We start from the raw sequence: 13327 nt of genomic DNA, 5'->3' as shown, positions 1-13327 counted from the left end.
ATGGAGTAATGAAACGCATATATACAAAACGTATCTATCGCAAGTGCTCTATTCAAGATATGAAAACTTATCAAAAGGAATGTAAACGATGCGTATGATCTTTAATCACTCTTTTGAATGAGAGAGCCTCTAAAACGCTTTTCGTTGCTATCAAGCGTATCAAACATAACGTCTTTATCTTTAAAGAGATTCATATAAAACAAAGCCCTTGATCATGACGCTTCTTTTAAAACGTTTCAAAATATTAAACTCAAATTCGAGCTGAGTGAATTCAAATAACACATTGTCTAAAATCAAACCTATCAAACAAATCAAAACGCTTGATAGCTTTAACAAAACCCGTTTTTTACAGTTGCAAACGATTACTTTCTAATAGGTAATAAAATATCGCTAGAATAGATATAGACTTTAGCTCCCCAATTTTGGGGAACTAATAATTTTGTTCTTTATGCTATTAACAATACAATCTTTAAAACAAGACGTGATCTTAAACGTATATTATCGATAATTCTAAACAATTAAATTTTAAAACAATGTAATTTGTGCTGGGATAAAAACCTATCATAAAATTTATAAACTGTTATGAATGATAGCTACTTTTCATTATTTAATTGTGTTTACAGTACTCAATAAAGCAAGAATAAAAAATAATATAAGTGCTTTTCATTATATGATCATATGTGTTTTTTTCCAAAATAAATACGCATAAAAAGCTTTTCGATGCCTTAGTAACATTTGATAAATAATAGAGAAGATTTTTTTACTTTTTCGAAAACATAATCCTTGCAAAGATGAATTATATGAAATCTTTTAGAAAAAAATCGATTCATACACCCTATAGCTAAATGCTTTGTTGCACATAGATAACGCTTTTCATATAGTTCACTCAATAACACAATAGAAAATATGAAGGTATACAGATGAATTATCAACCTCAAAACTCGAAAATAATACTTATTTCAAAAATTTTAGTCCCAGTTATGTTGAGTCTTTTAATCTTTTCACCTTCTTTTTCAAACGCAATATCCCCGCAGAAATCAGTTAATCATTTAAGTTTAGAAAAACTTAAAACACAACTTTTAGAAGATTCTAGCTTTTTATCTAAACTTAAAGAAAAAATAATATCACATACTGATTCTCATTATATTCAACAAATTATCAGGGAATATCTTCTTACTCACCCAGAAATTATGATTGAAATGCAACTTATCCTTCAAAACAAGTTGGAAAAACAAACTGAATACGAAAACCAAAAACAAGCTTCAGCCATTCATTTATTAGAAAAAGAAATTTTTCACTCTCCTTATGATGCTGTTTTAGGCAATCCAAATGGTAAAAAGGTACTTGTTGATTTTTTTGACTATAATTGTGAGTTTTGTAAAAATTCTTATTCCTATATAGAAGGCTTGATAAAAGAATACCCAGATCTACGAGTTATTATTAAGGATTTACCGATCTTGGGATTTGATTCTACGGCGGCTCATACTGTTGCCTACGCATTTCGAAAACAATTTCCAGAAAAATATCCTCAGTTTCACAAAACACTTTTAATGTCTCAGGGACGTGCAAATGAAGCTAAAGCTATAAAAATAGCTGTTTCATTAGGAATCGATGAAAAAAAATTACGCCATGCAATAAAAGATCCTAATCTGCAAAATGCTTTTAAAGAGAATATTCAAATTGCCTCTACACTTCATATTACAGGGACCCCTTCTTATATCATTGGTAATAAAATATTCATCGGCGCAGCTAATCAAGATATTCTAAAACAAGCAATCGATGACACACCGTAAATATCTATTTCAAACCTAATCAATTTTAGAAAGAATACTGTAAGTGAGATAATTTTATGCTTTCGCTTTTTTGATAACAAGCTTATAAATGTGATTTTACAGAAGAAAATATGAGTTTAAAATTGCAAAGAATAATAACTTAAAGGAAAGAAATGCCTTTAAAGGCTCAAAAGATATCATCCGAATCTAGAGATATTCGGTCATAAAATAATGACGATCTTCATTGATCAAGGAGTTAGAAATAAAATGGCAATAAAAAAAATGGATTCGGCAAAGCATACTGCAATTAATACGAAAATTGTTCGTGATCTTGCCGAAATTTTGAATGATACAAATTTAACGAACATCGAAGTTGAACAAGGGAAGCTTCGTATTTGTGTCTCACGCCAAAATACCCCAACTTCTTCCGAGCAAACAATCTATGCTCCTGTTTCTACTCCTACTTTTTCTGTAACATCTTCTCCAATTCCAACAACTGAAACTCCAATACAATCTGCTCAAGAAGATCAATCAAAAAATACTATCACCTCTCCAATGGTGGGGACAGCTTATCTGGCACCTTCACCAGGAGCACAACCTTTTGTAGAAGTAGGACAAAACGTTTCTGAAGGAGAGACATTACTTATCATTGAAGCCATGAAAACAATGAATCAAATTTCATCACCGCGCTCGGGCACGGTAACCATTGTTTTTGTCAAAGATGGTCAACCTGTTGAGTTTGGTGAACCACTTATTGTTGTTGAATAAAGCGAGGAGCAGCTATGATTCGAAAAATCCTCATTGCTAATCGGGGAGAAATTGCTCTTCGCGTTTTACGTGCGTGTAAAGAACTTGCCATAAAAACCGTAGCTGTTCACTCTACTGCTGATGCAGATGCAATGCATGTTCGCCTCGCTGACGAAAGTGTTTGTATTGGCCCTCCTCTCGCTCGCGATTCTTATCTGAGTATTCAACAAATTATTGCTGCTTGTGAAATTACAGGAGCTGATGCTGTTCATCCAGGATATGGCTTTCTTTCTGAAAATGCAAAATTTGCAGATGTTCTAGAAGCCCATAATATTACATTCATCGGTCCAACGGCTACTCATATTCGAACCATGGGCGATAAAATTGAAGCAAAAAAAACCGCCAAAAATCTTGGTATTCCTGTAGTTCCTGGTTCAGATGGGGCTATTACTGAAGAAAAAGATGCTTTACGCATAGCTCATGAAATTGGTTATCCAGTTATTATCAAAGCTTCTGCCGGCGGTGGTGGGCGTGGTATGAAAGTCGTTCATTCTGAACAAGAATTTTCTATAGCTCTCAAAACAACGCGTTCAGAAGCAAAAGCAGCTTTTGGTAATGACGCTGTTTATATAGAGAAATATTTAGAAAAACCTCGTCATATCGAAATTCAAATCATAGGTGACGGTGCTGGAAATGCTATTCATTTAGGAGAACGCGATTGTTCTCTTCAACGGCGGCATCAAAAAGTATGGGAAGAAGCTACATCACCTGCACTTAATGAAACTGAGCGAAAAAAAATTGGTCTTATTGTTGCAAACGCCTGTGCCCAACTTGGCTATCGAGGGGCAGGTACTATTGAATTCCTTTATGAAAATGGTGAATTTTACTTCATTGAAATGAATACACGTTTACAAGTCGAGCATCCTGTAACTGAAGCAATTACAGGTATAGATTTAGTCCATGAACAAATTCAGATTGCATCAGGTTGCAAGCTGTCAGTAACACAAGATGATATCTGTTTCTCTGGTCACTCCATTGAATGCCGTATTAATGCAGAAGATCCTATTAACTTTACTCCATCCCCTGGAACCATTACACATTTTCATACACCTGGAGGTTTAGGAATTCGCGTTGATTCAGGCGCTTATTCAGGTTATCGTATTCCTCCTTATTATGATAGCATGATTGGGAAGCTGATTGTTCATGGACGCACCCGTTTAGAATGTATGATGCGTTTGCGGCGTGCTTTAGATGAATTTGTCGTTGATGGGATAAAAACTACACTACCTCTCTTTCGCGATCTTATTAATAATCAAGATGTTGCTGATGGAAATTATAGTATTCACTGGTTAGAAAAATACCTTGCTCATCAATCAAGATCTTTAGATTCGTAATTCAACAGCGAAATGGCGAATTTTTGATGAGATCAATATAAAAAATGATTGCAACATTGCTGTAAAAAGTGCTAGAAGGGGAAGTAAAATGGTTATTTATTATATTTCTTTAATATGCACAGAAATTGATAATTTTCTGTTTTCCTTTTTGTGAGTTTGTGGTAGCTACGTGATTGTGCCCTTATAGCTCAGTTGGTAGAGCACCTGATTTGTAATCAGGGGGTCGGGAGTTCAAGTCTCTCTGGGGGCACCATTTTATGTATTCAGTATATTGAAATATATAGATTTTCTTCCTTTAAATAACCATTTTCAGACTGCCTTTTAGACCACCTTCTATAGTTTGTATAATTTTATCTAATTTGTTCTTATTTGCTCCTTATTTTTCTTTGGAGCGAAGGCTAAGATCTCCTTCTTTCTCTATCTCACTGCTCTCTCTAGCTTATATGGCTCCGGAAACACTCCTTGAAGCACCCTATTGCGAATCGTTGTTGTGGATACACTAAAAATCTGTGCACACTCACATGTCGTTACATAGCTATCTCCATCATCAAATATCATCTGATTACTTTTCTCTTTTTTATCACTTATCTCGACGGATAGGTCGCAAAAATAACATTCATCGCATGGGGAGAAGAGTTTCCTACTTTCTCGACAAGCCTAGAGGCATCTGTGGTAGCAGGGAGAGCTAAATCAGATGCCGATATTTCACCATCATCTTCTTGGTTTTTACGACGCTTGCCGATTTGCTTATCGCAACACACTGCAAAGCAAAGGCCCTTGTGCATCGGCTGTCCATTCACAAATGCTTTGTGACATCAGAGCTAGCGAGGGGACTAAAAACAAAACATGCTTGCCTTGACCGGCTATGGTCTCTGCTATTTTCAAACTGGTGAAAGTTTTTCCTGTCCCACAGGCCATAATCAGCTTGCCACGGTCGGCCTCTTTTAAACCCTCACAAACCGCTTTGAGCGCTTCTTTCTGATGATCTAAAAGATTTTTCTTCGTTTGCTCGTAAAGGACAATGTTGCCTGTCTTATCAAAGATACCCCAATCGATTTGACTATTGTCCATGTCAAACAGATTAATCCGATAAACCGGAACGGCTTGCCCTTCAATCATGGTATGGGCATTTTCGCTTAAGTCTGTTTCTGTGCTATCAATGAGAAGACGGTATTTAAATCTCTTTTTACCAGAAATGGCGATAAAGCTTTCAATATCGTCTTGGGTAATCTGATGATTGGCCTCATAAAATTGACAACGAATAGCAACGTAATCCTTTTGATCACGAATTTTAGCTACCAAATCAATATCAGTGTCTGCATCGCTTCCTTTCCACCCTTTTTTGTCCGCGACCTCTCTATAAATTAGAACCTTTTCGTATTCTTGCTTTTGAAGCGAGTCTTGCGTCAAATAAGCAATGACAAACTTTTCAAAAGCGGCTTGCTTTTCTTGCTCTGATAGTGCTTGTTCACGATAAGATTGTAAGAGAGAGCGTAAAGAGATGCGTTTGTTATCAGAATAAAGAGGATAAAACATATTACAACCTGGCTCCGTTTTGGTATGAGGTATTTAATTCTCTTCAAAAGAATCAAAGCGAAGCTTATTAAATCCATTTTGGATGAATTAAGAAAAGAATGCAGAAAACTGCGAAAAAAGCCGATATATTTTTTTCAAAGGCTTTTAAAAGGTACTTATCCATAGCCCATGCCATGGAATAAGATCAGCAAAGTAGTGAAATTTGCTGTTCGTTTCACGTATTCATCAAGACAAATGAACTATGTACATTAAAATATCATAATGAGTATTTTGATGAGTTTTATGACGAATTTTTCTTATAGGTTTTGAAGGTGTAAAAATCATCACCCCCCCTCAAAACGTATATTATTGATTGAATTCAGAGGTTATATTATCAATATGGGTTGTTTTTTAAAGATCTGTAAAATATTAACACATTGAAATATAACGTTTTTAATTTTTATCGTTTTTTTATCTAAAAGGGGCAACCGTCAAAACTCATAACCATGATGGTCTTGATAGTATTTCATATGAGGTTTACATCCTTTTTAATACTTAACCTTTTTACTGTAAAATTATTTGGCGAGCCTGAGTTTCTGTTCGGTTTTATCAAAACCATAGCAATTTTAATCTTGATTGTTGTGGAATTTTATATAAGCCTCACCGATTTTGTCTTTCTAAATAATACAATTGCTTCCCTTGGTCAAGGATAGAATGGTGGAAATGTTTTTCGAAGAATTACAGATTTTTTGTTGTTTTTCAAATTGTCATGTTTTCTTTTGTTGATATTGAACTGGCCAGAGACAATTACTATTGAAGTAAAAGAGCTTCAAAAAGCCTTATCAAAAGCGGTTAATTTAATACCAATCCTTATCGGATTCATATTTTTTCTCTTCTTGTGATTATATCTGGAACGCTTTGGGATTAAATCAGTTCAAGAAAAATCCCATTTGTAACAATCTATGCACTTATTGATATTCTAACTGCTTCTAGTTTAATGAAATTTGTTATCCTCACAGCTACCACATTTTCAGCAAATAGTGGATTTTTTTTCAATCAACCGCACAATCTATGGGCTAGAAATGCAAAAAGAGGTTCCTAATTTTTTAAGAAAACTTTCTTGTAACTACATTCCAGAAAACGCATTATTCATTTCATGTTTATTCATCTTATTCGGTTATGCAATTGCATCGTTATCCCCAACCCTCATAGCTGCTTTCACAATTTCTACAACAATTGCTGCAACTTTGTTTATATTTTGACTATCATTTTAATCAGCTATTTGTCCACCGTTATGATTATCCTCTCCAGAATGCTGTATTCCCCTACAAAAGGCTAGAGAGCGTTTCTATGTGTTGGATACTTCTCATTTTCTTTCCATCCATTATTTATTGTCATTAGAATCTGATACTGTTATGGCTTCAAAATACATTCCAGTGTGGTTTATTATATTTTTATGAATTGCATACTTTACTTTTTTTTAAAAAATTACGCAAAAACTTGAAAAATAAAGTTCATATTCAAGAAAATATATAAAAAGGATAAATTAAAGATACCCTTTTTTGATATTTATCTATAAAATTCTAAAAGCTGTTTACAAAATATTTCTATAAATGCTTTAATTACGCTCTTTATCAATCAAAGCATTCGACTTTATCCAAGGCATCATAGAACGAAGTTTTTTGCCAACTTCTTCAATAGGATGATTATCATTTAAACGCCGCATACTTTTAAAATGAGCAGCACCGCCTTTATATTCTTGAATCCAATTCGATGTAAATTTACCCGTTTGAATATCTTTCAATATATGTTTCATTTCTGCTCTGGTTTTATCCGTAATCACACGTGGACCAGACATATATTCGCCCCACTCAGCTGTATTAGAGATCGAATAATTCATATTCGCAATACCCCCCTCATATATGAGATCAACAATTAGTTTAACCTCATGTAAACACTCAAAATAAGCCATTTCTGGTGCATAACCTGCTTCCGTTAGTGTTTCATAACCTGCTCGAATCAGTTCAACAAGACCACCACAGAGAACCGCTTGTTCACCGAAGAGATCAGTTTCACACTCTTCTTTAAAAGTTGTTTCAATCACCCCAGCACGTCCGCCACCAAGACCACATGCATAAGATAATGCTACATTATGAGCATGCCCTGAAGCATCTTGTGCCACCGCTATTAAGCAAGGAACACCACAACCACGTTGGTATTCATTACGAACTGTATGACCTGGACCTTTAGGAGCAATCATCACAATATCAACGTTTTGTTTAGGTTCAATCAACCCAAAATGAATGCTCAAACCATGAGCAAAAGCAATCGCTGCTCCATCACGTAGATGGTCATGAATATGCTCTTTATAAATCTCAGCTTGCAATTCATCTGGTGTTGCCATCATGATGAGATCCGCCCATCTTGCTGCTTCAGCAACACTCACCACTTCAAAACCATCAGCCTTAGCCTTTTTAACTGTTGCCGATCCTGAATGCAAAGCTATTTGCACATTCTGGACACCAGAATCTTTCAAATTTAAAGCATGCGCACGCCCTTGAGAGCCATAACCAACAATAGCCACTTTTTTCCCTTTAATGAGATTAATATCCGCATCGCGATCATAATAAACACGCATAAAACACTTCCTTCTTTTTCCATTTAAACTGGATGTAAGATCATTTTGATTAAATAAATAAGAAACATTATTTTCAATGCATCGCATACTATAAAGATAAAAAACACCGCTTATAAAAACAGAGGAATTGAATAACCTTTAAAGCTTACATATTGTATAGAAAAAACTGTGGCTCCTAAACATTCCCAAAACATAAACGGATCCCTAAATAAACTCCAACTGCACCCCACAAAAACGATATATTACACAAAAGAAGATTTCTAAAGAAAACATATATGCTAATATTCTATTCTTCTATTGCACAACAAAATATTATAATCTAAAAATTAAAATATAATATATAATTTTTAACACAAATCAAAATAATATGGATAGCAAAAAAATTGTAAAGTAATAAATATTTTTTTAATGCAACCTTTAGAAAGCATATACAGTAATATTTTTAGAATAATATAGAGGGGGTACTTTTACTTTTTACATTCGTTAATAGTCACACTTCTCACGCAAAAAAGAATGACATTGTGTTATTCACTCATACATTTATTAAAAAGGTTAAACTGTTTTCAAAAGGCCCCTGTAATAATTTAAGATTTATCCCTCTTTACTTCGTAAAGCTACAAGTCGACCCCATCATTCTATTTGCTCACTCCCAATGTTGCAACAACTTTTATTGCATTGAACCTATTTATAAAAAGCATTTTCTGATTTCAAATCTGTTTATGATGAAATCATCACCCCTTGCACATAACAAGCAAAATTGCATGTGAATATCTTTCTTGTAAACCAACTCGCAGAAACAGCTGCAGCAACATTAAACTAGAAAAAAATGATGGTGCTAACTTATATCTTTATAATGTAAAATGATAATACATAATAATTTTCGATATCATTCATGAAGATTTCTATATTCCACTATATACGGGTAGCATTGTGAAATGGGCTTAAACATATTGAGAGATGTCTTTATAACGTTTTAATTTATAATAATAATTTATTGTTTAGTGCGTTGAACGAAAATCCCGACTATCACAGGATTCTCTCATTCCAAGTCTGTTTATGTTGAATCAATCAAAACTACTTGCTTGCACGTCACAAGCAAGATGAATGTATAGGACCAAATTTATACAAGAAAGGAGTAAAAATAGCTCTTATAAACCCATCTTAATACAAGGGCTGTCGCAACATTGAAGGCTAGCAAGTATAATGATGGTTCCAACTCGCTTCTCCATAAGTGTGAAGATGGAGATTCTCAATGGATTTTACGATATATCATTCATGAACACCGTCGTGAAATGGGCTTGGGTGTCTTGGATGCCTTAAGGAAGGTCTCTTAAAAAACTCGTGAAACTACAACATAATGGCGTTCTGTTTTACGCGAAGGTTGTACCCCCATTAATAAAGAATGCAATACAACAAAAGCATGAGGCAATAAGTAATCTCATTACTGAAAAGACATTGCTTTAGATGCTTTTGAAAATCGTAAAACTGAATTTAAAATGGCAATAAGGCTTGCGATTGGTTCTTTACCTTTACGACCTTATATTCTTCTAAATGACGCATATGATTTTTACTCACTCATTTGGATTACAAAGCCTATAAATGCTTTTCACCACTTCAAACCTAACGGCCTCATTTTTTAGGTAACCATTTGAAATTGAAACGAATCTATTAAGAAAGAAAAAGCTATATTAGCAAAACACAGCTCTTACATAGAGTCTATAATTAATATGCTTCAATAGTGTTTGTAATACGAAAGGTATAATGATTCAACTTTTGAAAATGTATTAAGGTATCAAATTAGAAATTGAAGTAAGTCAATTTCAAATGATTTACATTTAAAATCAAAACAAATGCCTGTTAAACAAATGCTTTTTTAAAAACGGTCTTTTTACGTTTGCAAGCGTTGGTTTTTTCAAAGCAGCTTTTCATAAAACAAATAAATAATTATGGTTTTTTGTCACCATTTTTATCAAGTCAATTTTATTAATAATAGTTATTAAAAAATTACAAAATTAAAATAACCATTTGAAATATATCCATATAGATATATTAATGATTATGAGTAAAATAAAATGCATCCTATGGCTTGGCTCTTCACTCAAAGATATAAAAAATTTTTCTGATCTTAATTCAACAAAGGATTGGCTATATTTTTTATCTTACTCCAGATAAGAGATAAAAGAGAAAAATGTTAAGGCTCTCAAGGGGTTTTAATCTGCCAATGTTCTGGAAATTGTTGAACATGATATTCAAAAAACTTACCACATTATTTAAACGGTACAATATAAAAAATCTCTTTATGTGTTGCATTGTTTTCAGAGAAAATCGACCCGTAGCATTGCAACACCAAAACCAGTTATTAATCTGATTATGATCAAATGAAAAACATATATAAAGTGTGGATTCTTATAAAAGAATCTTATATAATTTGTTGATTTTTTTATATTTTTACGCTAAACTAGTATCTAGTTGAAGAAAAGAATAGCACGATTAATGGTGATAATGAAAACATACAGAGTGCGATAGAAAATAAAATAGAAGAAAAAAATTGTACTATTGGCAACAATTCTCGGACAAATTAATCTAGCAAATACTTTTACAACAGCAGAAAATATAAGCATACAAGTAGCAGCTTTACTGAAAACGAATATAGATGAATGAAATGAACTACAAATATGAGAAAATAATGAAATCAATTTAACCAAACTAGAAATTCACGTTGAAAATAGCACTGAGTTCTTATTGAAGCTATCGCTGAAAATAACAGCGCAGATATTCAAAATTTGTCAATCGGTACAGTCAAGCTTAATAAATCGAAAATCTATGCCAACAGGTTGTTAGGAGATGGAATTTCCGAAGAACTAAAGTCTTGGAAAAATAAATTTAATCAAACCTTTTGGTGTTAATAGTACCATCCAGATTGGCAAAAACTTTAACCTTGATCTCATAGATACTTCCCTTGAAGGTAGCATTGGCATTAATGCGCAACTGTCTTACAATTTCTCCCTTTATAGTGTTATGAGTTAGCAACAAAAGATTCAAAAAAATGGTATCTCTGGAGCAATTTTCAGGAGACAGACGCCTATCAGTTTTTAAAAAGGCTTTAAAGCAAGCCTATTCATTCTATTAAATTGAATAAAAAAAGCAGCATAGTGTACTGGTTTTTCAATTCATAAATCTATATTTCTTTTTCTAAAAAGCTCTGTCTTTTTATGACTGAAAACAACTAAAAGATTTTAATAATTATTATTTACGATTGTAAAATCCCTACTCTCCCCTTTTTAAAGAAATAGAAATAGACATTGTTAGAGAAATAAGACCAGAAAGGATCAAAAAAGCAAAAGACAGTAAAATAAAACTTATGCCATAAAAAATCAGAAAATTCGTAATTTAACTTATGAAATACTCAAATACTTATTTATATTTTGTAATATTCATTAGAAAAATATCACAGAAAATATTCTACAAATATAATTAAATAAATTATAATAATATAAGAGCAATTTATCTCATAAATTATATTTATACAAATTATAAGGAAGAACACATAATATGATAAAAATACTATCCCGAAATAATTTTATAATATAAAAATAAAAAATGAAAAAATCTATGTTACAATAAAAGGAACTCCAAAAAAACGGCTTCCTTTTCTGGTAAAATTTATCATACTTTTCCTTCTCTATAAGCGATAGACTCAACGCTTGCTTTAAAAAACTCCTTTGTATAATCATGTTGTGCATGTAGATTACGTAATTCATCGTTGCTAAGCTCTTCAAGAATAATCCCTTTATGCATAATCCCAACACGCTCACAAATATGTGCAACAACGGCAAGATCATGGGACACCATCAAATAAGTAAGCTTTTTTCTTTCTCGCAACGATTTCAACAAGTTTAAAATTTCAGCCTGTACCGACACATCCAATGCAGATGTCGGCTCATCAAGTAACAAAACCTCTGGTTCAATAATTAAAGCACGTGCAAGAGCGACACGCTGACGCTGCCCTCCAGATAACTCATGAGGATAACGATAAAGAAATGAAGAATCTAAACCAACGGAATCTAAAGCATCCTCTATCCGCTCCTTTTGATTATCCATACCACGGATTTTAAGAGACTCAAAAAGAACCGTATGGACCATTTTTCTTGGATGAAGCGAAGCATAAGGGTCTTGAAAAACCATTTGGATATAACGTAAAAAATCTTTACCTCTTTTTTTTTCGACTTCTTGTCCAGCAAAAAGGAATTCTCCACTATAATCTGGAATCAGCCCTACCAATGTATTCAAAATAGTTGATTTTCCGCATCCGGATTCACCAATCAAACCATAAGCTTCACCACGTTTTATATGAAAATGAACATTTTTAATAACTGTTACTGCCTTATGCCCATGACCAAAAGTTACAGATAAATTAGCAACATCAATAATATTCTCACAACTTGTCATGAGGAAACTCCTCAATACCATTAATAATCGTAGGATTATACAACCAATCAGGATCACGCTCAGGAACAACCAAAAAATCAACAGGCTTATCAAGCCGTGGCAAACTAGCAAGCAAAGCCTTCGTATAAGGATGGCAAGCGCGAGACAAATCAGAAGCAAGCAACTCTTCTACTACGCGTCCTGCATACATCACTAAAATACGATCACAAAAATCAGCAACCATATTCAAATCATGGCTAATAAAAATAAGTCCCATTCCAGATTTTGTCACAAGTTCATCTAATACAGATAAAACTTTTCTCTTTACTGTAATATCAAGTGCAGATGTTGGCTCATCGGCAATAATTAAATCAGGCGTTGGAATGAGCATCATTGCAATCATCACACGCTGCCCCATTCCCCCTGATATTTCATGAGGAAATAAATACATCACATGTTCAGGATCACGAATGTGAACAGATTCCAACATAGAGATAGTCCGCTCCCACGCTTCAATTTTTGAAACGCAGTAATGAATACGGTAAGCCTCCATAATCTGCTCCCCAATCCGGATTAATGGATTAAGTGAATATTTAGGATCCTGTAAAATCATTGAAATACGCCTACCTCGGATTTTCCGCATCTGAAATTCATTTGCAGTCAGTAAATTGACATCTCCAAAGCACATTTTCTTAGCTTTAACAATTGCTGATTTTGGACTCAACCTTAAAACTGCGCGCCCAGTCATAGATTTTCCAGATCCGGATTCACCAACAATTCCAATTTTTTCTTTTCCGACAGAAAAGCTAACGCCGCGCACAACTTCTGAAATT

General features: G+C 33.6%; 8 protein-coding genes, 1 tRNA gene and 3 pseudogenes. 7 read left to right on the top strand and 5 right to left on the bottom strand.

The genetic code is table 11. The features are described from left to right. Positions 1–920 precede the first annotated feature (920 nt). From GGR08_RS05750 to GGR08_RS05735, 4 genes are all read left to right on the top strand, one after another. Complete coding sequence (locus tag GGR08_RS05750) at positions 921–1793, top strand: DsbA family protein (RefSeq protein ID WP_183194419.1); 873 nt, start codon at positions 921–923, stop codon at positions 1791–1793. 246 nt (positions 1794–2039) lie between these two features. Beyond that, a complete protein-coding gene (accB, locus tag GGR08_RS05745; RefSeq protein ID WP_183194418.1) occupies positions 2040–2540 on the top strand; it encodes an acetyl-CoA carboxylase biotin carboxyl carrier protein in 501 nt (166 codons plus the stop codon). 14 nt (positions 2541–2554) lie between these two features. Then, the gene (gene accC / locus GGR08_RS05740; protein WP_183194417.1) at positions 2555–3913 is read left to right on the top strand and encodes an acetyl-CoA carboxylase biotin carboxylase subunit; all 1359 of its coding nucleotides are present in this window, start codon (positions 2555–2557) and stop codon (positions 3911–3913) included. 177 nt (positions 3914–4090) lie between these two features. Further along, positions 4091–4166 (top strand) — tRNA-Thr (locus tag GGR08_RS05735). A 101-nt stretch (positions 4167–4267) separates the two neighbouring features. Here the strand turns inward: GGR08_RS05735 and GGR08_RS05730 are convergent. Both GGR08_RS05730 and GGR08_RS05725 read right to left on the bottom strand, forming a co-directional pair. Continuing rightward, positions 4268–4471: pseudogene (locus GGR08_RS05730) on the bottom strand (helix-turn-helix transcriptional regulator). Positions 4472–4503: 32 nt separating this feature from the next. Then, positions 4504–5449: pseudogene (locus GGR08_RS05725) on the bottom strand (restriction endonuclease); the annotation flags it as partial. Between the two features lie 485 nt (positions 5450–5934). Between GGR08_RS05725 and GGR08_RS08570 the strand changes: the two are divergent. Then, a complete protein-coding gene (locus GGR08_RS08570; RefSeq protein WP_343050799.1) occupies positions 5935–6141 on the top strand; it encodes a hypothetical protein in 207 nt (68 codons plus the stop codon). 327 nt (positions 6142–6468) lie between these two features. Beyond that, a complete protein-coding gene (locus GGR08_RS08565; RefSeq protein WP_343050797.1) occupies positions 6469–6690 on the top strand; it encodes a hypothetical protein in 222 nt (73 codons plus the stop codon). A gap of 356 nt (positions 6691–7046) precedes the next feature. Here the strand turns inward: GGR08_RS08565 and ilvC are convergent, their stop codons facing one another. Then, a complete protein-coding gene (gene ilvC, locus GGR08_RS05715) occupies positions 7047–8066 on the bottom strand; it encodes a ketol-acid reductoisomerase (RefSeq protein ID WP_183194415.1) in 1020 nt (339 codons plus the stop codon). Between the two features lie 1184 nt (positions 8067–9250). Here ilvC and GGR08_RS08665 point away from each other — a divergent pair. Further along, the gene (locus GGR08_RS08665; RefSeq protein ID WP_183194420.1) at positions 9251–9400 is read left to right on the top strand and encodes a hypothetical protein; all 150 of its coding nucleotides are present in this window, start codon (positions 9251–9253) and stop codon (positions 9398–9400) included. A 2332-nt stretch (positions 9401–11732) separates the two neighbouring features. On the opposite strand, the gene GGR08_RS05705 is transcribed toward GGR08_RS08665, so the two are convergent. Continuing rightward, positions 11733–12515, bottom strand: a complete 783-nt coding sequence (locus GGR08_RS05705) for an ABC transporter ATP-binding protein (protein WP_183194414.1) — start codon at positions 12513–12515, stop codon at positions 11733–11735. Further along, positions 12502–13299: pseudogene (locus tag GGR08_RS05700) on the bottom strand (ABC transporter ATP-binding protein); the annotation flags it as partial. The gene GGR08_RS05705 and the pseudogene GGR08_RS05700, both read right to left, overlap by 14 nt. Positions 13300–13327: the final 28 nt, after the last annotated feature.

The organism is Bartonella fuyuanensis (assembly GCF_014197255.1).
Lineage (GTDB): Bacteria > Pseudomonadota > Alphaproteobacteria > Rhizobiales > Rhizobiaceae > Bartonella > Bartonella fuyuanensis.
This window is presented reverse-complemented; position numbering and strand designations above follow the sequence as displayed.